Origin of the sequence: Ruegeria meonggei (genome assembly GCF_042768335.1) — a bacterium.
Classification (GTDB): domain Bacteria; phylum Pseudomonadota; class Alphaproteobacteria; order Rhodobacterales; family Rhodobacteraceae; genus Ruegeria; species Ruegeria meonggei.
This window is the reverse complement of the sequence record NZ_JAXHBT010000002.1, coordinates 140,787-163,397: the sequence shown is the minus strand read 5'-3', so window position 1 is coordinate 163,397 and position 22,611 is coordinate 140,787. Positions and strand designations below refer to the sequence as shown.

Genomic DNA, 22,611 nt, shown 5'->3' with positions numbered 1-22,611 from the left:
TCGGGCGCGTCGAGGTCCAAAAGGTCGACCTATTGGTTGTCTTGCAGACTATTGGGGTCAAAGACGCCGCCAGATCCACCATTGTTTGACGGTGTTTCAGCACCTGTTGCGTCGTCATCATCGTCGCTATCCAGCGTATTTGGAGCAAATACGTTGCCAAAGCCGCTGTTGTTTGACGGCTTCGGAGCCGATTGCTGCGCATCACCCTGCTCAGCCTCTTCAGCTTCCCGTTTCTTGCGCTGTTCCTCGCGCTGCTTGCGCAGTTCCTGAATGCGTTGCTCTGCTTCAAGCCGTTTCTGCTCTTTGACGTTGGCGATGCACTGTCCCGGATTGTAGGCCGTCGCCGTGCCGACCACGGTGATCGTTGCCACAGCAAAGACGACAACCAGAACCGCAGCCATGTTGCCGGCAAAAAAGCTGGGCAGTTTGATCTTGCCCGCCAGCTCTTCGACCGTGGCATTCTTGCGCGCAGCGGCCACTAGTTCCTGCCGCTTCAGCTTGGCCTCGTTCAGCAGAGCAAAGAACACAGTCAACGCAACGATGATGAAGGCCAGTGCCGAGATCGAGGGCGTGATGCCATAGCGCACTTTTTGCGCCAACTCGATCGTCAGTGTCGGGTATTCGCCGAAGGTAAACGTGGTGGTGTTGTAGTTCTCGAACGATGCGAGGAAGGCCAATACCGCCGCCGAGGCAATCGCCGGACGCATGAAAGGCAGCAGGATTTTGCGGAACGCCTGTGCGTGAGTGGCGCCAAGATCCAAAGCGGCCTCGGTCAGGGCAACATCATAGCGCTGTAGCCGCGCCACCAGGACCAGCATGCAATAGCTTGCAATAAAGGTGGATTGGCCAATTACCGTCAGGAAGATGCCGTTCGACAAAAAGCTGTCCGCACCCAGACCCAGCATCCGATTGATCCGGTCCCAGAACACCAGCGTCGAGATACCCAGAACAACGCCCGGGATTAGGATCGGCGCGATGATGACCGTGTAGTAGGTCGCGCGCAGCTTTGGCCATATCTGCGTTAGCATCAACGCACCCGCCAGACCCATCGCCACGGACAAAACAACCGTCCCGGCCCCGATGATCAACGAGTTTTTGATCCCGTTCAGGATACGTTGATCCTGAAACAATTCTCCGAACCATTGGAAAGTCAGACATTCCCACGGTGTCATCCGCGGGAAACCCGACGAGTTGAACGCGGTAATCGACATGATCACCAACGGCCCAAGCAAGTACAGAAAGAAGATCGCCAGATAGACCCAGATACTTACACGAAGGAAGGAATTATTCATTTCCCGATATCCCCCATGTTCACCTTGAACAGGCGCATCACGGCCAGCACAAACAGGATACAGGTCACCAGTAGCACGATGGCGTAGGCGGCCCCCTGCGGCCAGTCATTATTGTCGTTGAACTGCTGATAGATCAGCTGTGTGAACCATAGGGACGAAGGCCCGCCCAGAATTTGCGGCGCGGCCAGAGCCCCTGCCGACAGCATAAAGACCATGGTACAGCCCGAGCTGATGCCCGGCTTGGCATAGGGAATAACCACCCGCCAGTGTATCCGCCACCAGGGCGCGCCCAGATCGCGCGCAGCCTCAATTTGGTTTTTGTCCAGACTTTCTATGACGTTATACATCGGAAAGATCATCAGCAGGATATAGGCGTACCCCAGCCCCGCATAGAGCGCGATGTCGTTACGGATGAAATCAAACGGGGTGTCCCAGATGCCCAGCCCTGTGAACAGTGTGTTCAGCACGCCGGTCTCACCAAAGATGATCCGCAGGGCAAAGGCCCGCAGAATCTCGTTGATCCAGTAAGGGATGATCAGCATGATCGCAAAGATGCGGATATGGCTGCCCTTGGATTGACCCAGGTAATAGGCAATCGGATAGCAGAGGATCAGGTTGAATATCGTCACGCAGACTGCGGCCAGCAAGGTTCGGAAGAACACGCGCAAATCGACCGTGTTATAGGACTGACTGCCACCCTCGGGGCCGTAGACGAGGTACTTGTAGTTCTCAAGCGTATAAACGTCTTTGGGCCCGCCAATCTCTGGCGGTGGCAGGTTCGGACGGAACGAGAAGTCCAGCATCGACAGTTGTGGCAGGATAATCAGGCCGATGGTCCAGAACAGGACCAGACCGAGGATCGCCAGCCCCATGCCGGTGCCATTGCGGTTGAAAAACTCTTTCAGGAAGCCGGGCATTGTATGGCCCCCTATTCCGCAGCCAGTTCACCCGCCGGAACCAGAACCGCGTTGCGGGTCTCGTATTCCAGCGTGATGTTCTGACCTGTGTGATCCTCAAAAGATTGGCCCAGGTTTGGCAGAGAAACTTTGATCTCTTTGCCACCTTCGCCTTCGGTGAAGATGTTATACGCATTTCCTTCAAACTCTTCGTGGGTCACCCGCGCGGTGACAAAGTGATCTCCGGTTGCGCCGTCCGGTGCGATGGCAAAGGCCTCGGGGCGGACAAACATCATGGCGTCATCGCCCTCTTTCAGCTTGCCCTGATTGGCGGTCGAAACACGGGCCACCAGATCGCCCGAGCGGTTTGTTCTGATCAGAGCCTCATTTCCCATGACCTGCTTGATCTTACCGCGGAATACGTTGTTTTCGCCCACGAATGATGCGGCGAACGCTGTGTTGGGATCGTTGTAGATGGTCTTTCCATCGGCGATCTGGTCAATCACACCGGCGCGCATCACCGCAATGCTGTCGGACATGGTCAGGGCCTCGCCCTGATCATGCGTAATATAGATGAACGTAATGCCAACGCGCTTTTGGATTTCACGCAACTCGGTCCGCATATGTTGGCGCAGCTTCAGGTCCAACGCCGACAGGGGTTCGTCCAGCAACAGGACATCCGGTTCAGCGCACAAGGCGCGCGCGATGGCGACACGCTGACGCTGACCGCCAGACAACTCACTGGGCAGCTTGTCGCCCTGTCCCGGCAGCGCGATCATGTCCAGCAATTCATCACCCCGCTTGCGCCGTTGCGCAGCGCTGGCACCATTGATTTCCATCGAGAAGGTGATGTTCTCCCATACTTTCATCAGGGGGAACAACGCGAGGTTCTGAAAGATCAAAGCAGTCGGACGCTTGTTCGGGCCAATGCCGCGCATATCGTTGCCGCCGATCAGAACCTTGCCCTCACTGGGGTCAAGAAAGCCCGAAACCGCGCGTAGAATCGTTGTCTTGCCGCAGCCAGAGGGCCCAAGGAACGAAAAGAAGTCGCCCCCGTTAATGTTTACATTAGCATCACGCACAGCGACAAAGTCACCGAAACGGATCCACAGGTTTTCCAGATCTACACCGACCCCAGCACTCATTTTCAGGTATCCCCGTCTGGCACGGTTTCAGACCGCGCAGTATCGACCGTTACGCCACATCGGCGCACGGGCAGATAACCCCCCGCTGAGATGCGAGGGGTAGTTTTGCTAAGCGATCAGGCGCTTTTGAACTTGTTGACGAACTCGGTCCGTGTTTCCGCGTACCAGGGCGCTTCGGCCGGCCACGGGTTCAGGTTGGCGAGTGAATCGCCCGGATAGGCCTCGGCAAAGTTCTTTTTATAGGTGTCGCCGGAATATTGATCGGCACCCAGAACTGGCGAGTTATACCCGTGGCTGTCAATTGCGACACCAGCCGGCTTCGCCTGATAGGCGAAGTCGATGAAGGCATATACCTGTTCTGTATTGGCAGCACCTGTTGGCATTGCAATACCGTCGACCCAGGCCATCGCGCCTTCGACCGGCGCCTGATAGTGCACCGGTTCACCCGCAGATTTCAGCGCCAGCGGCGGACCATCCCAAGTCTGACCAACGATCACACCTTCGTTCAGCAAGCCGTTTTTCTGAGTATCCGCGTCGTTCCAGATCAGTTTGATGCGATTCTTACGCTCGACGCACCAGTCGGCAATCTGACCCCAAACCTTACGCATGGTGTCCTCGTCGCCATAGGCAGCCCAGACCGAGCCCGGCTCCATTTCACCGGCACTTTCCATATACAGACCTGCGCCCAGCATCATCGAGTGCGCGCGGCCCATAGTCTTACCTGCGTTTGCTTCGGACCAGACATCGCCATATGAGGGCGCATCGCCTTCGGGCAGCCACAGGTCGGTGCGGTAAGCGATACCTTCTGTTCCCCAGATATGCGGCAGCCAATGCACGCCACTGTCGCTAAAATTCCAGGCGTCCGTACCAATTGAGGCCATCGCCGGGTTCACCAGATCGATTGGCACTTTGTTCATGTCGAACGGCTGCAGCAGCTCCAGCGGCTCCCACTGCAGCGAGCGGTTGTTGGTCGGCGAGACGATGTCAAAGCCCTGGCCCTTGGTGGCCTTCATCTTGTTGATGATTTCTTCGTTCGATCCAATACCGGTGTAGTTGACCTTGATGCCGGTAAGGGTTTCAAATTCCTGCAGGAACGTGGGTGGCAGGTAATCCGACCACATCAGAATGTTGATCTCACCCGAGGACGCCAGCGCGCTTTTGCTATACAGTGGTGCTGCCAGAGCAGCGGCACCCGCACTCTTCAACACTGAGCGTCTGGAAAGCGTTTTCCGTTCGGCCATATTTGATTCTCCCGTTGTTAGACTTTGCAGTCTTTTAGTTTTGTAGTTGCAGGCTAGACCTTCGCGGCAGATCTGTCAGTCCAAAAGTGACAGTTACCAAGTTTCATAAGTCCAGTTCGCAGCCGCATCCGGTGGATTTGATCTCAGGGTCACAGTTCCACCCGGACGAAGTCACCATAGGGCGGGATTTCCGAAGTACCAACAAGATATTACCCCAACTATTGAAGGGGTGAGACATGGCCTGTTTCACCGAAGTCAAAGGCAAACCATGGGTGTCCGTGGCGCGCAACACGCGGGTCTTGGTCCGATTCCCTAGCCGTTACACCTTCGGAACAATCGTTGGATAAATGGTCTGATCCGTCCGCATGATCACAAAGCTGGCGCTCTGGCCAACGCTTGAATAACCGGCAGCTACAGGATCGTTAACCGCTGTGACCTCTCGTCAACTGGTGGAACCTTGCGCTACTTCGCCTCGCGGACGGACGGTTCTCGGGGAAAGTGGATGACGATTCGACCGGCGCCACTTTAGCCATTGTTGGACCATCTTGTGGCTTTAGGGTCTGCAGAAAATGTCACGCTAAGTGATCCTATTTCCGCATGGAGATCCCTTGATGGAACAGGTGGACCTTGTCCGGTTCGGCAGTCACGGCGACGGTTTGCCCGCGCATGTTTCTTTGGACACCGGGCAGTTTGGCAACGACAGTATCCGCCCCGTCTTCGGCCGCGAAGTAAAGAAGCGTGACCTCACCCAAGGCCTCGGTGAAATCAACAATGCCTTCCAGAATGGGATCGCTGTCTGCGGGTAGGAAATCTTCGGGGCGCACACCGATATTGACTTGTTTGCCTACGTCTGAGGCATCCGTGGCAATCCTGGACACGGCTGTCCCGCCACTGTCGAGCTTTACAATTGTTGTCTCGCCGGCCTGGGTGATGACCCCGGACAAGAGGTTCATTGAAGGCGAGCCAATGAATTGCGCTACAAATTCATTGTCGGGCGTTTCATACAGTTCCAGTGGCGTACCCACCTGCGCGATGCCCTTGTCCGCCAGAACCACAATCCGGCTGGCCAGCGTCATCGCTTCGACCTGATCGTGGGTGACATAGATCATCGTGCTGTCGGGCATCGCCTCTTTCAGTCGCGCGATCTCTATCCGCGTCGCCACGCGCAGGGCTGCGTCAAGATTTGAAAGCGGCTCATCAAAAAGATAGACCTTGGGGTCCCGCACGATGGCCCTGCCGATTGCAACCCGCTGACGTTGTCCGCCGGACAGTGCCCTGGGCAGACGGTCCAGGAAAGGGTCCAGCTGAAGGATGCGCGCGGCACGATCGACGGCTGCGTCGACCTCATCCGTTGGCATCTTGGCGATCTTCAGGGCAAATGCCATGTTTTCGCGCACGGTCATATGGGGGTACAGGGCATAGCTTTGGAACACCATCGCAATGCCCCGTTGCGCCGGAGGCACGTCATTCATGACCTGCCCCTCAATCTCAAGCGTTCCGCCCGAGATCTTCTCAAGCCCTGCAATCATCCGAAGCAATGTGGACTTGCCACAGCCAGACGGGCCGACGAAAACGATCAATTCACCCGTTTCAATGTCGAGGTTAATGTTCTTGAGCACATCGACACTGCCATAGGTCTTTGCCACATCCGTGAGATTGAGTTCCGACATGACTTATCCCCTTTTCCGCGCCATCAGACAGAATTGCGCAGGGCCGAGGGTCAGTGAACCCTTTCCATCGACACTGCCCAACTCGTCCCCGATGGCTTGCCAGTTACCGTCCGGTAGAGTGATTTCTTGGTCTTCTGAACCCAGATTGAACGCGCAGAACACCTGTTCGGTCGCGTCTTGGCGCAGGAAGGTCAGGATCGGGCCGGTTGCGGCCATGTCCGTCTGCTGACCAGACAGCAGCGCTGAATGCGCGTGTCTCAATGCAATTGCCCGACGGTAATGGTGCAACATTGAATCGCGATCCTGTTCCATCTGGTCGACAGCGCGGTCTGCCTGCGCTGAGCTGACAGGCAACCACGGGCGGCCGGAGGAGAACCCGGAGTGTTCGTCCTGTGCGGCCCAGACCATCGGCGTGCGGCAACCGTCGCGGCCTTTAAACTCGGGCCAGAACTCAATGCCGTAGGGGTCCTGCAAATGTTCATAGGGCACGTCCGCCTCGGGCAGGCCCAGCTCTTCGCCCTGATATAGGCAGGCCGATCCGCGCAGGCATATCATCAGAACCGCGTGCTGACGGATGGCCGCATCATCCAGCCCCCAGCGGGAGGCGTGGCGCTGAACGTCGTGGTTGGAAAACGCCCAGCAGGGCCAGGCGTCGCCTGCCTTATCCTCCAACTGGTCAAAAACCTGTTTGGCATAGGTGGCGGTCAAAGCACGCTTCTCCAGAAACTCGAACGCATAACACATGTGCATTCGCTTATCGCCCGACGTATAGGTGCCCATGATCTCAAGCCCGCGCTGCGCGTCGCCGACCTCACCCAGGCAGGCGCGGTCTTGGTATTGATCCGTCAGCGCGCGCAACCGTTCCAGAAAGGCGATATTCTCGGACTGGCTTTTCGAATACAGGTGATCTTGATGGTTGTAGGGGTTCACCATCGGCGCGATTGAGGCATTGCGCTGGTCCATCGGCAAGCCCGGATTGTCGCGCAACTGCATGTCGTGGAAATAGAAGTTGATTGTGTCCAGGCGGAAACCATCCACACCAAGGTCCAACCAGAACCGGGCCACGTCCAGCAAGGCGTCCTGCACGTCCGGACAATGAAAATTCAGGTCGGGTTGCGCGGTCAGGAAGTTGTGCAGGTAATACTGGAGACGCCGCGAATCCCACTGCCAGGCCGGGCCGCCAAAGATCGAAAGCCAATTGTTGGGTGGCGTACCGTCCGGCTTTGGATCGGCCCAGACATACCAATCTGACTTCGGATTGTCCCGATTGGCGCGGCTTTCGCTGAACCACGGGTGCTGATCCGAAGTGTGCGACAGAACAAGGTCGATCATCACCTTCAGCCCAAGGGAATGCGCCTGTTCCAGCAGGCCCTTGAAATCCGCCATGGTGCCGAACATCGGATCGACATCGCGATAGTCGCTGACGTCATAGCCAAAATCCTTCATCGGAGACTTGAAGAACGGCGAAATCCAGATCGCATCAACCCCCAATGACGCGATATAGCCCAGCCGCTGAGTGATCCCTTTCAGGTCCCCAATCCCGTCGCCGGTGCTGTCCTGAAAGCTGCGGGGGTAGATTTGATAGATCACCCCGCCGCGCCACCAGTCGGCGGACACTTTGGTCGATTTGGAAAGTTTTGCGGTGTTCTGCACGTTCATCAGACGCCTCTATTTTACGGACCCGGCCAACAGACCGCGGACCAGATATTTTTGCATTGCGAAGAAGACAGCCAGCGGCACGGCGATTGACACAAACGCTGCCGTGGCAAGAATTTCCCAATTTCCGCCTCGCGTACCTAAGAGCTCGACGATGCGGTTGGTCATGACGGTCGTTTGGCCGGATGCGTCGATCAAAAAGACCTTGGCTACCAGCAGGTCGTTCCATGTCCACAGAAACTGGAAGATCGCAAAAGACGCCAGTGCCGGAAAGCTAAGCGGCAGGATCAGTTTGGTGAAGATCTGGAACTCGGTTGCGCCATCAACACGCGCGTTTTCGATCAGATCGCGCGGTAGCCCTGCCATGTAGTTGCGCAAAAGATAGATGGCCAGAGGCATCCCGAACCCGGTATGGGCCATCCAAACACCTAGGTACCCTTTTCCGATCCCGATATTGAGGTGGAATTTCAACAGCGGGATCAAGGCCAGTTGCAGTGGGACAACCAACAGACCGACGACCACGGCGATCAGCAACGCCCGGCCGGGAAAATCCATCCAGGCCAGCGCATAGGCCGCAAACGCAGCAACCAGAATTGGAATGATCGTTGCCGGAATCGTCACGGTAAGCGTGTTGAAGAATGCGCGCCCCATACTGTCGGTGCTGTCTTCGGCCAACAGGACCTTGTGGTAATTGGCCAGCGTGAATTCGGGTGGCAGTTCTGCGGAAACAAAGACGCGGACTCCGCGGCTGCCCGTGAATTCCTCGGGGTTCTCCATCCGGTAATTCCCGGCGGCATCAACCGAGATTATTCCGCCCTTGCGCAACTCGGCGGTTTGCCCCGGCTCAAACGCATCAACTGCGCGCGAACTGACGCCCCATTTCGAAATCGTAGCTTGTGTTCCGTCATCGAACAGGTTGCCCTCGATCACGTAGATCCCGTTTTCCTGAACCTGCGTCTCGGGCGCGGCACTGCGCAGCGTCAGGTTCTGCTCGGAAGGGAACAGTGACCGCCACCACCCGCTGGTCGCGATCTGATCAGAAGTTCGAAAAGATGAGATCAACAGCCCCAGCGTCGGCACAACCCATAACACTACCAGAAAGAGAACCGAGGCATGGACGACCCAGCGCAGCGCCGGTTTGGTTCCTGCAATATCGCTCATGGCCCCTACTCCATTTCCTTGCGCGCATTGCGCACGTTCCAGACAAGGATCGGAGCCACCAGCAGCATGATTACCATGGCCGAGGCCGAGCCCACACCCCAGTCATTGGCGCGGAACAGCTTGTCGTACATGTAGTTGGCAAGCACCTGCGTCTCCCATTGGCCGTTGGTCATGGCAAAGACGATGTCAAAAACCTTGAGCACGGTGATCGTGATTGTGGTCCAGACGACCAGAATGGTGGTCTTTATCTGCGGCACTTTTATCTTGAAGAAGATCTGAAACGGGTTTGCCCCGTCCAGAATGGCGGCTTCGATGGTTTCTTCGGGGATACCGCGCAGGGCCGCCGACAGGATGACCATGGCAAACCCGGTCTGAATCCAGACCAACACGATCATCAGCAGAAAACTGTTCCAGAACGGGATTGTCAGCCAGGTCTGCGGATCGGATCCGCCAAAGAACAGATACAGCGCGTTCAGCATTCCGATCTGGTCCTGTTCCGCCGGGCGCGTGTCATAGACCAGTTTCCAGATCACCGAGGCCCCTACAAAGGAAATCGCCATCGGCATAAAGATCAGCGACTTGGCGATATTGCCCCAGCGGATGCGATCGGTCAGCTGTGCCACCAACAGGCCAAAAGCGGTCGACATGGCGGGCACGATGATCAGCCAGAACATGTTGTTGCGCATGGCTTCCCAGAATTTTGGCTCACGCGCCATCTGGATGTAATTGTCCAACCCAACCCAAGTATAACCTCCACCCGGAACCCGATCGGTCAGCGACAAGCGCAGCGTTTCCACAACCGGATAGGCCAGATAAAGCCCCAAAGCCGCCAAAGCCGGAAACAGGAATAGCCAGGGCCGGATTATGTTCGCACGGTTGATGTTGCGGCCCGCATTTGGACCACGGGCCGGGAACAGAACCTTGTCCAGAAACTGATTGGAAAAGTAGAAATAGCCCACACAACCCGACACGCCGATGGCGATGGTCAGAAGGCCCTGAAATGCCGGATGCATGCCGCTCTCCCTTGCGACGGGGGTTTCGGGCAACCCGGCTGTACGGGTTGCCCAGTCTCAGACGACTTAGTCCAGCGCGTCCCACGAGGACTGGATTTCATCGGCGACCTCTTGCGCCGGTGCGCCACCGGCATAGTCGACCATTCCAGTCCAGAAGGTGCCTGCACCAACGCCGCCCGGCATCAGGTCAGAGCCGTCAAACCGGAAGGTGGTGGCCCCCAGAAGAATGTCGTTCATCTTCTTCAGCGTCGGGTCCGAGAAAACCGAGGTATCGACACCTGTGTGTGGTGTCAGAAAGCCGGTCAGTGCCATCCACGTCTCATGCGCTTCGGGCGTTTGCAGGTATTCGATCAGCGCATGTGCGCCGGGGCTGTCATTGGTAATCGCCCACAAGGTGCCGGCGCCTAGGACTGGGCTGCCGAGGTCTTTGCTTTCATAGGCTGGGAAATAGAAGAAATCGACATCCTCGCCCACAATCGTGCCTTCGGGAAAGAAGGCCGGAATAAACGATGCCTGACGGTGAAAATAGCACTGTGGAGGTGCGCTGAACATGCCTTTGGGGCTATCGCGGAAATCGGTAGTAGCAACCGCGCCCGCTCCGCCCGCGACATAGTCGTCGTTACGGGCAAACGCACCGAATTCCTCGATGGCGGCAACCACTTTGGGGTCGTTGAACTTCATTTCATTGGCGACCCAGGCGTCATAATCCTCGGGCGATTGGGTGCGCAGCATCATGTCTTCGACCCAGTCCGTCGCGGGCCAACCGGTCGCGCCGCCGGATCCCAGACCAATACACCACGGTGTCTCACCGTCCGCCACGATTTGATCGCTCAGCGCCTTGAGCTCTTCCATCGTGGTCGGCACTTCATAGCCCGCGTCTTCAAAATTCTCGGGCACGTACCAGACCAGCGATTTCACATCGACCTTGTAGAAAAAGCCGTACAAATGATCCTGACCGTCCGCGCCAGGATAAGTGCCCAGATCAACCCAAGACTGACCGGCTGCATAGTTGTCGCGAATCCAATCTGCGGTGCCGTCGGCCAACGGTGTCAGGAACCCTGACCCCGCCATGTCCGCTGCCAAACCGGGCTGCGGGAACACAGCCACGCTTGGGGCTGATCCGGCCTCGGCATCAATCCGGATCTGCTGCTCGAAACTGTCCGAACCGACATAGGCGTACTCATGCCCGGTTGCGGCGGCAAAGCCATCCAACACCTTTTCGACATTTTCCTGATCCGGCCCCAGCCATGGCCCGAACACGGTGACCTTGTCGGCATACGCCGCGCCCGCCATCAGGGCGAACGTGGCCGCGCCTGCGTAAAGCGAGTGTTTCATAGAGCTTCCTCCCAACGTTTTCTTGCGTCTTTGAGACTCAGTTTTCAAAGCGCTTTGAATAGGGGAGTTTATGCGCTAACACTTGCGATCTGTCAACAATCGGTTTATTCACAACTTAATAGGTTGCGTTTACTGCAGCTGAAACACTGGCCATTGGTGGGCAAGAGATATGTCCGCAGGCGGATGCTGGCAAAATTTAAGGCGCTTTGAAGCGAATATGAACCTTAAGGAACTCTCAGAAACTCTTGGCCTATCACAAACAACGGTCAGTCGCGCGCTGAACGGGTACCCCGAAGTGAATGAGGGTACGCGCGTGCGCGTTCAGGCGGCCGCCGTCAAACACGGATACCGACCCAACAGCCGCGCCAAGGGGCTGGCAACTGGTCGGTCGATGGTGATCGGGCATGTGATTCCCAGCTCGTCCCGGCATGAGATGGTGAACCCCATCTTCGGGGATTTTGTTGCCGGTGCTGTGCGCAAATATGCTGAATACGGCTATGACATGATGTTCACCAATGTTGAAGATACCTCGATCGAGGACGCTTATCGCAGCTTGTTTCAGCGCGGCGCTGTAGATGGCGTTGTTCTGCAGGGCCCAAAGGTCCGCGAGCCACGGATTGAGGTTCTGAACCGCATGGGGGTGCCGTTCATCGTTCATGGCCGCTCGACCGGGGTTGAGGTGCCTTATGATTGGATTGATGTGAACAACAAAAGCTCGTTCCAGCGCGCAACACGGTTTTTGACCGACCTTGGGCACCGGCGTATTGCTTTGATCAATGGGTTGGAAGATATGGATTTCGCACAACGACGCCGCGCCGGATATCTGGAAGCGTTGCGCGAGGTCAAAGTGACACCCGACCCAGAGCTGATGCGCAGTGCCGAGATGACCGAAGTTTATGGGCATCATGAAACCCGCGACATGTTGCGGCTGAACGATCCGCCCACGGCCATCCTGACCTCGTCGATGATATCGGCCGTTGGTGTACGGCGTGCGTTGCATGAGGCCGGGTTGGAGATGGGCAAGGATGTCTCGGTTATCGCCCATGACGACGACCTGTCCTATTTGAAGAACGGGCAGGATGTTCCGATCTTTACCGCAACCCGATCCTCTGTCCGTCAGGCGGGCGAAATGGCGGCGGAAATGCTGATTGATCGGATCAAATCTCCGAATGACCCGGTAAAAACTAGATTGCTGGAGGCCGAACTGGTAGTTGGCGGCTCAACCGGCCCCGCCCCCAACAGGTTGTGACAATGAAATACACCCGTGCTGACTTCCCCAAAGATTTTCTCTTTGGCGTTGCAACCTCTGCCTATCAGATCGAAGGCCACGCGCAGGGCGGTGCGGGGCAAAACCATTGGGATACGTTTGCCGCCTCGCCTGGGAATGTGGCGCGGGGTGAAAATGGCGATCTGGCCTGTGATCACCTGAACCGGTTTCCACAGGATTTTGACCTGGTGCGGGATGCCGGTTTCGACTGTTACCGGTTTTCGACCAGCTGGGCGCGGGTTCTGCCCGAAGGGCGCGGACAGGTGAACCAGGCCGGGCTCGACTATTACGACCGGCTGGCCGACGCGCTGCTGGAACGCAACATCCGTCCTTGTGCAACACTGTATCACTGGGAGCTGCCGTCGCCGCTGTCTGATCTGGGCGGTTGGCGCAACCGCGATATCGCCGAGTGGTTCGCCGATTTCACCGAAGTCATCATGGGCCGCATCGGCGACCGCATGTACAGTGTTGCCCCGATCAACGAGCCATGGTGTGTCAGCTGGCTGAGCCACTTTGATGGCCACCATGCACCGGGTCTGCGCGATATCCGCGCCACAGCCCGCGCAATGCACCATGTGCTGCTGGCCCATGGTCGGGCCATCGAATCCATGCGCAGTTTGGGAATGTCCAATCTGGGCGCAGTGTTTAACCTGGAATGGGCCGAACCCGCCGATGACAGCCCAAAGGCGCGGCAGGCGGCGGATCTCTATGACGGGATCTACAACAGGTTCTTTCTGGGTGGTGTGTTCAACAAAGCTTATCCGGACAACGTGCTTAAGGGTTTGGAACCGTATTTGCCAACCGGATGGCAAAACGATTTTGACACCATTGGTGCCCCGGTCGACTGGTGCGGTCTGAACTACTATACCCGCAAACTGATCGCGCCTGATGACACTGCATGGCCCAGCCTCAAAGAGGTTCCAGGCCCGCTGCCCAAAACGCAGATGGGGTGGGAAATCGAGCCCACCGCGCTGACCCGTTTCTTGACCCGCGCCAAGCAGGAATACACTGGCGATCTGCCGATCTATGTCACTGAAAACGGCATGGCCAGCCCCGAGCGTCAGCAGGATGAGGATCGGATAGACTACCTCAACCAGCACCTGAAGGCGGTTCAGGCCGCGTTGGATGAGGATGTTCCGGTCAAAGGCTATTTCATCTGGTCCTTGCTGGACAATTACGAATGGGCCTTTGGGTATGAAAAGCGCTTTGGCCTGGTCGACGTGGATTTCGAGACGCTGGAACGGACACCCAAGGCCTCGTATAACGCTCTGAAAACCGTTCTGACCGGGGGCACGGTTTCGCTGCCTTTGGCGCAACCTGCCGGGGCCATTCGTGCGCATTGGAATCTGGTGGCTGATATTGGCGGCACCAATACCCGGTTGGGCGTCGTCTCGGACGGTAAGCTGACCGATCTGCGCAAGTATCCAACTGGTACATTACCCGAATTACTCGAAGCGTTTCACAGCCTGCGGGATGAGATTGGAACCGATCCCCGAGCCGTGGTCGCCGCAGGGGCCGGGCCGGTAAAAGACGGCACGATCCAGCTGACCAACGCGCATCTCGATCTGTCCGAACGCGATATCGGCAGGGTGACTGGCGCGCAGCATACATACGTGATCAACGATTTTACCGCTGCGGCGTGGTCTGTTGCCGAAATCTCAGGCGACGAGGTTGAAGTGCTGCAAGGCGCGACTGAGCCGCCCACCGGGACGCGCTTGGTTGTTGGCCCCGGTACTGGTCTTGGGGTCGGCGCGCTGCTTTATTCCGAGGGCCGTTACCACACGGCTTCGGGTGAAGGCGGTCATGTCGGCCTGTCCCCACGCCACGCGGACGAGGTTGAAATTTTTAGGGCCGCCCGCCATATCGCGCCGGATTGCTTTTTTGACGACAGCCTGACGATCGAGGCTGAAATGTTCCTCAGCGGTACGGGGCTGCCCATTCTGTATCGAGCCGCCGGAATGGCTGCCGGGCTCGCCGATACGTCCGTCCGCAGCGCCCGCGAGATTCTGGAAGATGCCCGTAACAACAATGATCCGATTGCTCGTAGGGCCTCGCATTTGTTCACCACACATCTAGGGGCGGTGATGGGGGACCTGTCGGTTGCGTTCATGCCCATCGGCGGTGTTTTTTTGGTCGGGGGCGTCGCCAAGAAGAACCGTTGGCTGTTCAAGGACGCCTTTCGTGATGCCTTTAACGCAGGAGGGCGGTTCAGCGATCTGCGCCGCTCAATGAACCTTTATGTGTCGAAACAGGATGAATTTGGCATTGTTGGCGCTAACAACTTCTGTAAAAGTGCGCTTGCGCGTTAATATGCCCGCCTGAGCCCTGAAACAGAAAGGACCCGGCATGATCCTGTGCTGCGGTGAAGCCCTGATCGACATGATCGCTGCCCCGACCGATTCGGGCGAACACGGATTCGTGCCCCACTCCGGAGGCGCCATCTTTAACACGGCCATTGCGCTGGGTCGGTTGGATGCTCCGGTCGGAATGCTGACGGGGCTGTCGTCGGACATGTTCGGGCAACAGATGGCGGCTGCGCTGCGGGCCAGCCATGTGGATGCAAGCCAGGTGATCCGCTCGGATCGACCAACAACTTTGGCTTTTGTTCAATTGCAGGACGGGCATGCCACGTACAGCTTCATGGACGAAAACTCGGCCGGACGCATGCTGACGCCCGAGGATATGCCGACCCAACTGCCTGCGGTATCCGCGCTGTATTTTGGCGGCATCAGCCTGGCTTGCGAACCTTGCGCCGATGCCTATGCGGCGCTGCTGGATCGCCACGGATCAGATCGCGCTGTCATGCTGGATCCCAACATCCGGCCTGGGTTCATCCAGGACCAGACCCGTTATCGCACACGGCTGAACCGGATGATCGCGCAGGCTGATATCGTTAAGGTGTCGGACGAGGATTTGGATTGGATCGTTCCCGGCCCCGAAAGCATCTCTGAAAAGGTGCCCTTGCTGCTGCAAAGCGGACCATCGGTGATCATCGTGACCAGGGGCGGCGACGGGGCATCGGGGTTTTTGGCAGATGGATCCGAAACTTCGGTCCCTGTACAACCGGTTCAAGTGGTTGATACGGTTGGTGCGGGCGATACGTTCAACGCCGGCGTGCTGGCTGAACTAGAGCGGTCGGGCCACCTGACCAAAACCGCCCTGCGCGCTATAGCCACCGACACATTGCGCGCGGCCCTTACCAAAGGGGCGGAAGTTGCCGCCATCACTGTATCCCGCGCGGGGGCAAATCCACCCTGGGCGCACGAGCTTTGACCTATAAGGCACACAGATGAAACGATCAGATATCAACGCCATCAAAGCCGAGGCCGAGGCCTTCATCAAGTCCTTCGGTGCTGTCCTGCCGCCCTTTGCCAACTGGTCACCCGATCAGATGCGCAGCGATCAGGCAGCGGGCATTCGTGATCGCGGGCTTGGCTGGGACATCACCGACTACGCCCAGGGGCGTTTCGATGCGCTGGGTTTGTTCCTGTTTACCCTTCGCAACGGCGATGTAGGCGACCTGAACAAAGGCCGCGGTATGCTTTATGCCGAAAAACTGTTGGTGTCGCGGGACAAACAGCTGTCGCCAATGCACCGCCACATCGTCAAGGCTGAAGACATTATCAACCGTGGTGGCGGTGACCTGGTGATGGAGATTTATGCCTCGGACCCGCAAGGTGGCATTGATCGGGACACCCCGGTTACCGTGCCCAGCGATAACTGTCCGGTCACCATAAAACCTGGGGAATTGCTGCGCCTGAAACCGGGCCAGAGTGTGACGTTGATGCCGGGTATCTGGCATGCGTTCTGGGCCGAACAAGGGGATTGTCTGATCGGCGAGGTTTCGACCGTCAATGACGACCGCACTGACAACGTGTTCGAACAGCCGATCCCACGATTTGCCACCATAGAAGAAGACGCCGAGCCGGATTTCCTGCTGGTCGCGGATTACTACGCCTGAACTTTTGACACCAACCACACTTCCATGATTGCACAGGCAATTTCGCTCTATCCCTGATAACTTCCTTTTCTTAAACCGGAAAGGGGCATTAACATGATCCTCGTAACCCAAGATACCTGCCAGCCGGCGATCGGGAAAGGAACGGTGTGATGGTCACAAAGACACAGCTTGAAGCCGAGGTTGCGAACCTGCGTCGCCAATTGGCTGAACAATCCAAGACATCCGACCCTAAACAACCCCAACCCGATGATCACCATGAAACGGTGACCGAAAAGATTACCGACAATCTGGACGCGTGGACAACCCAGATCGAAGAGGTCCTGACTGAACTCGAGGACCTTCCCCAAAAAAAACCGATCCTTTTTGCCCTCGGCGTTTTTGCGCTTGGCTATCTGATAGGCCGATCCCGGTAGGAGCCCGACCATGAGCCGAATTTCCCGCAACATTTCGATTATTCTGCGCGCCGAACGGCTGATTGCACAACGGCACCTGACCATCGCCGCCAAACGTACCGGGTTTTATGCTGCGGCTGGTCTGGCTGTGGGGCTCGCTGTTGTCATGCTGAACATCGCCGGGTTTTTCTGGCTGTCGGTTACGCTGTCAAAGCCGCTGGCCGCCCTGATTGTGGCCGCCGCAAACCTGCTATTGGCGGTCATTCTGGCCTTGCTGGCCAATTCGCAAAACCCGCAGGCTGATACCACCGCTGCGGTCGAGCTTCGGGACATGGCCCTCAACGATATCGAAGCGGAGATCAAAGACAGCCTGTCTGATGCACGCGAAACGGTGGCAGGTATACGGCGCGACCCTATTGGCACTCTGACCCCCGAAGTATTCAGCGCCATTCTCAGCACCCTGATCAAATACGCGCGCCGCCGGAAAGAGTAAGGCTGCGGATTATTACCCCAGACGCGCGGCGGCGCGTGCGATGATCATCTCTTCGTTTGTCGGGATTGCAAGTATGCGGACGCGGCTGAGGTCCGTAGACAGGATTGTGCCGCCATCCGCGTTCCTGCTTTTGTCCATCTCGATTCCGATCCAGCGCATCCCGTCACAGACCATTTGACGAATCGCGGCTGAGTTTTCGCCGATACCGCCGGTAAAGACCAGCGCGTCTATCCCTTCCAACGCGGCGGACAACGCGCCCAATTCGCGGCGGATACGGAACACATAATAGTCGATTGCCTTGCGCGCATCAGGCGTATCTGCTGCCAACAGAGTGCGCATGTCGGACGATATACCTGACAGGCCCAGCAGACCAGACTTGCGATAAAGGGTGTCGGCAATTTCCTCGGCGGTCATGCCGTCCTGTTGCATCATGTAAAGCACAACGCCCGGGTCCAACTGGCCACTACGGGTGCCCATCGGCAGCCCGTCCAAGGCCGAAAACCCCATGGTCGAGGCTACGGCCCTGCCCCCTGAAACCGCGCACATCGACGCGCCATTGCCCAGATGGGCGATCACCACGCGGCCCTCATAAAGACCAGGCGCAATATCCTGCAGCTTTTGCGAGATGTAATCGTAGCTGAGCCCGTGGAACCCGTACCGACGCACGCCCTTTTCGTAAAAGCTTTGCGGCAGGGCAAATGTGTCGTTTACCCACGGGTGCGTCCGATGAAAGGCCGTATCAAAACAGGCCACCTGCGTGGTGCCCGGAAAGGCCGCGCTGGCGGCGCGGATACCGGCTAGGCTATAGGGCTGATGCAGCGGTGCAAAAGGGATAAAACCGTTCAGAGTGTCAAGCACGCTATCGTCTATCCGAACCGGTTCCGAAAAAACTGTGCCCCCATGGACCACTCGGTGGCCAATGGCACGGACATGAATATCCGGCAGGTTTTCCCGGGCCATTTTCAGAAACGCCCGAATTGCCTCGTCATGGGTTTTGGTGTCAGTTAGCGGCTCGTTGATCGAACGTCCGCCAGCCGATTGCGCCAGCAACCGGGGTGCGTCGCCCAACCGTTCGATCTGGCCGCGCCAACGCATGCTGGGGCGGTTATCCTCGACCAGTTCGTAGAGTGCAAATTTCAGTGAAGAAGATCCGGCATTCAGCGCCAGAACGTGGTCAGTCATGGATTTTGCCTTTACTCGCATAGGCGTGCAGTGCCGCGACCGCGCAGGAAGCCAGCCGCGAGGCGTCGTCATCCGCCCGCGAAGTCAGGATGATCGGAGCCGCCGCCCCAACCACGATCCCCGCCGCCTCGGCGTGAGAGATATAGGTTAGCTGTTTCGCAACCATATTGCCGGCCTCAATGTTTGGGGCCACAAGAATATCCGCCGCACCCGCCACGGCCGAGGTGATACCCTTGGTGCGCGCTGCGTTCAGATCAACTGCGTTGTCCATCGCCAACGGACCATCCACCAAACCACCGGTGATCTGGCCACGCTCAGCCATTTTGGACAACAGTGCCGCGTCAACAGACGAAGGCATATGCGGATTGATCGTTTCAACGGCGGACAGCACACCAACTTTGGGCGTTTCTATCCCGATGGAATGTGCGAGGTGTATAGCGTTCTGGACAATATCGGCCTTGGTTTCCAGGTCAGGCGCGATATTGACTGCCGCATCTGTCACCATGATCGGTCGCGACATGCCCGGGACGTCCATGACAAACACATGTGACAACCGGCGACCGGTGCGCAGTCCCTTTTCGCGCCGCAGGACCGCGTGCAGCAAAACGTCCGTATGCAAATGCCCTTTCATCAGGGTTTGCGCCCTGCCCTCAGCCACCAGATCGACTGCGCGATGGGCTGCTGTTTCATGGCTATGAGCTGCGACAATCTCGATCCCTGACAGATCCGCCCCAAGTTTGGCAGCGGCAGCGGCGATTTTATCCGGATCGCCAATCAGAATCGGTGTGATGATGCTGTTTGATTGCCCCAGCAGGGCCCCGCCAAGTGAGTTCGGCTCTTCCGGGGCCACCACAGCAGTTGGCATCGGGTCCAGAGGTCTGGCTTTCTCAAGAAGTGCATCAAAATGGCGGTGGCGCTGCACGATCAGGCCGGGCACTTCGATGGAATCAAACTCCATATGATGTGTCGGAGGTGTAACCTGAACTTCACCGCTGAGGATCAGGGCATTATCACCGACCCGGCGCACTTCAGCGGCACAGCGCAAGTCGCCATCTTGCCTCTTTTCAAGGACTGACACAAATGCGGTCAATTCGTCGCCTGCCAGGACCGGGATATGAAAACTGAGGTCCGCGCGACGGGTCTGCGTCCCGGCACCCGGCAGGATGTTTCCCAGAACGGCTGCAACCAGACCGGCAGGCCATAGGGCCGGAGCCACAGCTTCGGGACGCCCGTCGCCGTCCCCATCATAGCTGGCCAGATGCAGCGGGTTATGATCCCCGGAGGCCGATGCAAAGGCATAGAGGTCGTCCACGGTGCATAGCCGCGTCAGCTGAGCTTCGTCGCCAACCTTCAACTGCGAAAAAGTTCGGTTTTCATTGGTTTTCATGTCGGATTGGCCTTGTTCGGCGTGGCCCGTCTGCGCGCTTTGGGCTTGGGCGCGGGTCTGGATTTGGTCTTCTGTTCTGCCTCGGGAATGCACAGCGTGTCGCACAGCGCTCGGGTCATGTCCATAAGCTCTTGCGAGGGCTCGGGAATATCGCCAACAACACGCTGAACCAGATCCACAACCTGTTCTTTATCTTTGGGTTGCGTCAACAGGTCAGGCAAGGACGCTATGGCCCCCTCTTTATCAAAGGTGACAACAATAGTCTGTTCGTGAAGAACGCGCTGGCGCTGGTCAACACTCAGGTCTTTGAAGGGTGTCTCGTGCCGAAAAACATGGGCCCAACGGTCCAATATCTCGGATCTGAAGCTTTGGTTACTGTCGCCCAACAGGATCAGAATCCGAACAACCGCTTCGGCCAACCCGCCTTGTTTCATATGGGCCAGCGCGGCTTCGACCTGCGGTAAGGATCGCAGGATTTCAGAGTCCGGCAGCGTGCGGTGGGCTGCGTATTTCCGGCCAAACCACGCAGCCAATGGACCGCCCCAAAGCGAATAAAACGTTGCTTCGTACCACGCGTCACGCAGGTCACGGCTCAGATCCATCGACTGTTCAATCCAATCGGCCGTCAGCTTTTCTAACTCAAAGAACGGGTTTTCCGGGTTCGCTGGGCTGCGCTGTTCGCGAACCGTGCCCGACAGGCTTTTGACGACCTGCATTGCGGGTGATCCCGATGACATCGCTGCGCGTTGGACACGCAACGGATGCAAATCACGCGAGGCTTTAGCCGATATTGGCGTTGTCAGCGTCTGAACCACTGGGCGCCCGAAGGTTTCATACAGATTTGCCTGAACCTCGGACATGTGAGCAACGGCGGCAAAACTCTCCTCATCCTCCTGACCATCATCCAGCGCGGCAACCTCTGCCAGAGTGCGGTCGTAGAACCGAACCTCGAACTGTTTGTCTGGGCCTTCGCCAAACGTGTTCTCGATCACCATCTCATACAGCCCAGGTGCCATGGCTTCGACTGTTTCAAGGGTCGAGGCCAGCCCGGAATGTTCCTTGCGGGCTACTTTGGACGACACGAAGATGCCCAGATGGCCCACATCTTCATGTAGCATGTAGATAATCCGCTGCCCGCACAGACGAATTTCTTCTTCATCGGCATAGGTCGCAGCGATCCAGTTCAGCGCCTGTTGTGGTGGCGTGATGTTGTCGCCCTGACTGGCGAAGACAAAGATCGGGCCTTTGACAGCCTTTATGTCGACCGGCACGCCCGGTTCTAGTTGCGCGGTGTTCTTGACCAGCCGGTTGCCGACAAAAAGCTGTTCGACGATCCAGTGAATTTCGGCTTCGTTCAAAAGGAAGTATCCGCCCCACCAACGCTCAAAGTCGATGAACCGTTTTCGGCCTCCGTCAGGATCGCGGTAGAGGTCGAAATATTTGCCAAAATAGTTCCGGCTTGGGTTCAGCTGCTCGAAGTTCATCACCAGGTTGGCGCCGTCGAACTGCCCGGCGCCCAGATCAGACCAAAGCATTGGTTGCCATGTACCACCCAGAACACCCGCGTTATAGCGCATAGGATTCTGCCCCACTTCGCCCGACCAGGGTGCAATGGGCGCTCCGTTCAGGATCACAGGGCCGGTCAGATCCGGATTGCAGGCTGCCATCAGCAATGTCGCCCACCCACCCTGACAATTGCCAGTCACAACGGGGTGCGGGCTGCCCGGGTGGCGCGCGCGGACGGTTCGAACAAATCCGGCTTCGGCATGCATCACATCCGCCAAGGTCTGCCCGGGCACAGGGTCACGCCCGAAACTGACGAAATAGACCGGGTGGCCTTTCGACAATGCGACGCCGACCTGACTGTCCTGTTTGAACCCGCCAATGCCGCCGCCATGTCCGGCACGTGGATCGATTATGATATAGGGGCGCTTTGTATCTTCGATAGTCACGTTGACCGGGGGAACAATGCGCAGCAGATTGTAGTTGCAGGGGCGTTTCAAGGTCGTCCCGTCGACGACGACCTCGTATTCATAGGCCAGAACCGGGGGACAACCGGCGGCCTCATGCTCCAGAAATACATCACCACGTTCGCGCAGCACATCCAGGGTCAGCATTGCCCGTTGGCTTGCGTCTTTCAGGTAGGCCGCCCAATCCTGGGTTAAGGATTTCGAACCCAGAAGATCTTGCGAAAGAGCCCCAAACCCTTGCATCAGGTCACGACTGCGTAACGTATGCTCCCGGCAAATTTTAGCCGATTGAAGTGTCATTGATTTGGTCAGAATGTCCCGTTGCACACCGGTGCGGTCCAAGGCTCGACTCACCAGATCGGCGGTCTGGTCCTTTTCCGCTGTCGCGTCCTGCGCCATGTCCGCCGCAAGTTTTCTGGTGTTTTCCGGAACATCCGAAGTCATAAACGTATCTCCAGCCTGTTGCGTTCACCCTGTCCGACTGGGTGCGCCGCTGTTCCTGTCACGATTTCTGCGATGCAGCATATCCGGTTTCGAAGTGATACTCAAT

The 22,611-nt window shown here is 57.4% G+C and carries 18 protein-coding genes and 1 pseudogene; 7 read left to right on the top strand and 12 right to left on the bottom strand.

Going from position 1 to position 22,611, the window contains the following annotated elements; all coding sequences use genetic code 11:
- Nucleotides 1-29: 29 nt before the first annotated feature.
- The 9 genes from SJY13_RS20870 to SJY13_RS20830 all read right to left on the bottom strand — a co-directional run bounded on the left by SJY13_RS20870 (nucleotide 30) and on the right by SJY13_RS20830 (nucleotide 11,409).
- Nucleotides 30-1,292, bottom strand: coding sequence for an ABC transporter permease (locus SJY13_RS20870; protein WP_377193978.1), 1,263 nt, complete (start codon nucleotides 1,290-1,292; stop codon nucleotides 30-32).
- Nucleotides 1,289-2,209: an ABC transporter permease gene (locus tag SJY13_RS20865; RefSeq protein WP_085822152.1), complete on the bottom strand. Its 921-nt coding sequence runs from the start codon at nucleotides 2,207-2,209 to the stop codon at nucleotides 1,289-1,291. The genes SJY13_RS20870 and SJY13_RS20865 overlap by 4 nt, the downstream gene beginning before the upstream one ends.
- 11 nt (nucleotides 2,210-2,220) lie before the next feature.
- The gene (locus SJY13_RS20860) at nucleotides 2,221-3,333 is read right to left on the bottom strand and encodes an ABC transporter ATP-binding protein (RefSeq protein ID WP_085822151.1); all 1,113 of its coding nucleotides are present in this window, start codon (nucleotides 3,331-3,333) and stop codon (nucleotides 2,221-2,223) included.
- 116 nt (nucleotides 3,334-3,449) lie between these two features.
- Entirely contained in the window at nucleotides 3,450-4,574 is a 1,125-nt protein-coding gene (locus SJY13_RS20855; protein WP_085822150.1) for an extracellular solute-binding protein, read from the bottom strand.
- Nucleotides 4,575-5,161: 587 nt separating this feature from the next.
- Nucleotides 5,162-6,244, bottom strand: coding sequence for an ABC transporter ATP-binding protein (locus SJY13_RS20850; protein ID WP_377193976.1), 1,083 nt, complete (start codon nucleotides 6,242-6,244; stop codon nucleotides 5,162-5,164).
- Between the two features lie 3 nt (nucleotides 6,245-6,247).
- Entirely contained in the window at nucleotides 6,248-7,903 is a 1,656-nt protein-coding gene (locus SJY13_RS20845) for an alpha-glucosidase (protein WP_377193974.1), read from the bottom strand.
- 9 nt (nucleotides 7,904-7,912) lie between these two features.
- Nucleotides 7,913-9,061, bottom strand: coding sequence for a carbohydrate ABC transporter permease (locus SJY13_RS20840; RefSeq protein WP_377193972.1), 1,149 nt, complete (start codon nucleotides 9,059-9,061; stop codon nucleotides 7,913-7,915).
- A 5-nt stretch (nucleotides 9,062-9,066) separates the two neighbouring features.
- Complete coding sequence (locus tag SJY13_RS20835) at nucleotides 9,067-10,074, bottom strand: carbohydrate ABC transporter permease (RefSeq protein WP_085822146.1); 1,008 nt, start codon at nucleotides 10,072-10,074, stop codon at nucleotides 9,067-9,069.
- 66 nt (nucleotides 10,075-10,140) lie between these two features.
- Nucleotides 10,141-11,409: an ABC transporter substrate-binding protein gene (locus tag SJY13_RS20830; protein WP_377193970.1), complete on the bottom strand. Its 1,269-nt coding sequence runs from the start codon at nucleotides 11,407-11,409 to the stop codon at nucleotides 10,141-10,143.
- 217 nt (nucleotides 11,410-11,626) lie between these two features.
- Here SJY13_RS20830 and SJY13_RS20825 point away from each other — a divergent pair, with 217 nt between their 5' ends.
- The 7 genes and pseudogenes from SJY13_RS20825 (at nucleotide 11,627) to SJY13_RS20795 (ending at nucleotide 17,522) form a co-directional block, all read left to right on the top strand.
- The gene (locus tag SJY13_RS20825; protein WP_377193968.1) at nucleotides 11,627-12,658 is read left to right on the top strand and encodes a LacI family DNA-binding transcriptional regulator; all 1,032 of its coding nucleotides are present in this window, start codon (nucleotides 11,627-11,629) and stop codon (nucleotides 12,656-12,658) included.
- A gap of 2 nt (nucleotides 12,659-12,660) precedes the next feature.
- Nucleotides 12,661-13,962, top strand: a pseudogene (locus SJY13_RS20820) (GH1 family beta-glucosidase); the annotation flags it as partial.
- A gap of 63 nt (nucleotides 13,963-14,025) precedes the next feature.
- Entirely contained in the window at nucleotides 14,026-14,985 is a 960-nt protein-coding gene (locus SJY13_RS20815) for a glucokinase (protein WP_377194626.1), read from the top strand.
- Nucleotides 14,986-15,022: 37 nt separating this feature from the next.
- Nucleotides 15,023-15,949 carry a carbohydrate kinase family protein gene (locus SJY13_RS20810; protein ID WP_377193966.1) on the top strand — a complete coding sequence of 309 codons (927 nt, stop codon included), beginning with the start codon at nucleotides 15,023-15,025 and terminating at the stop codon, nucleotides 15,947-15,949.
- A gap of 16 nt (nucleotides 15,950-15,965) precedes the next feature.
- The gene (locus SJY13_RS20805; protein WP_377193964.1) at nucleotides 15,966-16,637 is read left to right on the top strand and encodes a D-lyxose/D-mannose family sugar isomerase; all 672 of its coding nucleotides are present in this window, start codon (nucleotides 15,966-15,968) and stop codon (nucleotides 16,635-16,637) included.
- A 149-nt stretch (nucleotides 16,638-16,786) separates the two neighbouring features.
- Nucleotides 16,787-17,050 (top strand): hypothetical protein, encoded by a 264-nt coding sequence (locus SJY13_RS20800; protein WP_377193962.1) that lies wholly within the window; start codon nucleotides 16,787-16,789, stop codon nucleotides 17,048-17,050.
- A gap of 10 nt (nucleotides 17,051-17,060) precedes the next feature.
- Nucleotides 17,061-17,522 (top strand): phage holin family protein, encoded by a 462-nt coding sequence (locus SJY13_RS20795; protein ID WP_377193960.1) that lies wholly within the window; start codon nucleotides 17,061-17,063, stop codon nucleotides 17,520-17,522.
- Between the two features lie 12 nt (nucleotides 17,523-17,534).
- On the opposite strand, the gene SJY13_RS20790 is transcribed toward SJY13_RS20795, so the two are convergent.
- From SJY13_RS20790 to SJY13_RS20780, 3 genes are read right to left on the bottom strand one after another with little or no spacing between them, the layout of a single operon-like run.
- Nucleotides 17,535-18,704 carry an acetate/propionate family kinase gene (locus SJY13_RS20790; RefSeq protein WP_377193958.1) on the bottom strand — a complete coding sequence of 390 codons (1,170 nt, stop codon included), beginning with the start codon at nucleotides 18,702-18,704 and terminating at the stop codon, nucleotides 17,535-17,537.
- Nucleotides 18,697-20,091, bottom strand: a complete 1,395-nt coding sequence (locus tag SJY13_RS20785; protein WP_377193956.1) for a bifunctional enoyl-CoA hydratase/phosphate acetyltransferase — start codon at nucleotides 20,089-20,091, stop codon at nucleotides 18,697-18,699. The genes SJY13_RS20790 and SJY13_RS20785 overlap by 8 nt, the downstream gene beginning before the upstream one ends.
- Complete coding sequence (locus SJY13_RS20780; RefSeq protein ID WP_377193954.1) at nucleotides 20,088-22,505, bottom strand: DUF3141 domain-containing protein; 2,418 nt, start codon at nucleotides 22,503-22,505, stop codon at nucleotides 20,088-20,090. The genes SJY13_RS20785 and SJY13_RS20780 overlap by 4 nt, the downstream gene beginning before the upstream one ends.
- Nucleotides 22,506-22,611: the final 106 nt, after the last annotated feature.

Coding starts and splice junctions, on each gene's coding strand:
- SJY13_RS20870 (WP_377193978.1), bottom strand. CDS start 1,292: ATGAATAATTCCTTCCTTCGTGTAAGTATCTGGGTCTATCTGGCGATC.
- SJY13_RS20865 (WP_085822152.1), bottom strand. CDS start 2,209: ATGCCCGGCTTCCTGAAAGAGTTTTTCAACCGCAATGGCACCGGCATG.
- SJY13_RS20860 (WP_085822151.1), bottom strand. CDS start 3,333: ATGAGTGCTGGGGTCGGTGTAGATCTGGAAAACCTGTGGATCCGTTTC.
- SJY13_RS20855 (WP_085822150.1), bottom strand. CDS start 4,574: ATGGCCGAACGGAAAACGCTTTCCAGACGCTCAGTGTTGAAGAGTGCG.
- SJY13_RS20850 (WP_377193976.1), bottom strand. CDS start 6,244: ATGTCGGAACTCAATCTCACGGATGTGGCAAAGACCTATGGCAGTGTC.
- SJY13_RS20845 (WP_377193974.1), bottom strand. CDS start 7,903: ATGAACGTGCAGAACACCGCAAAACTTTCCAAATCGACCAAAGTGTCC.
- SJY13_RS20840 (WP_377193972.1), bottom strand. CDS start 9,061: ATGAGCGATATTGCAGGAACCAAACCGGCGCTGCGCTGGGTCGTCCAT.
- SJY13_RS20835 (WP_085822146.1), bottom strand. CDS start 10,074: ATGCATCCGGCATTTCAGGGCCTTCTGACCATCGCCATCGGCGTGTCG.
- SJY13_RS20830 (WP_377193970.1), bottom strand. CDS start 11,409: ATGAAACACTCGCTTTACGCAGGCGCGGCCACGTTCGCCCTGATGGCG.
- SJY13_RS20825 (WP_377193968.1), top strand. CDS start 11,627: ATGAACCTTAAGGAACTCTCAGAAACTCTTGGCCTATCACAAACAACG.
- SJY13_RS20810 (WP_377193966.1), top strand. CDS start 15,023: ATGATCCTGTGCTGCGGTGAAGCCCTGATCGACATGATCGCTGCCCCG.
- SJY13_RS20805 (WP_377193964.1), top strand. CDS start 15,966: ATGAAACGATCAGATATCAACGCCATCAAAGCCGAGGCCGAGGCCTTC.
- SJY13_RS20800 (WP_377193962.1), top strand. CDS start 16,787: ATGGTCACAAAGACACAGCTTGAAGCCGAGGTTGCGAACCTGCGTCGC.
- SJY13_RS20795 (WP_377193960.1), top strand. CDS start 17,061: ATGAGCCGAATTTCCCGCAACATTTCGATTATTCTGCGCGCCGAACGG.
- SJY13_RS20790 (WP_377193958.1), bottom strand. CDS start 18,704: ATGACTGACCACGTTCTGGCGCTGAATGCCGGATCTTCTTCACTGAAA.
- SJY13_RS20785 (WP_377193956.1), bottom strand. CDS start 20,091: ATGAAAACCAATGAAAACCGAACTTTTTCGCAGTTGAAGGTTGGCGAC.
- SJY13_RS20780 (WP_377193954.1), bottom strand. CDS start 22,505: ATGACTTCGGATGTTCCGGAAAACACCAGAAAACTTGCGGCGGACATG.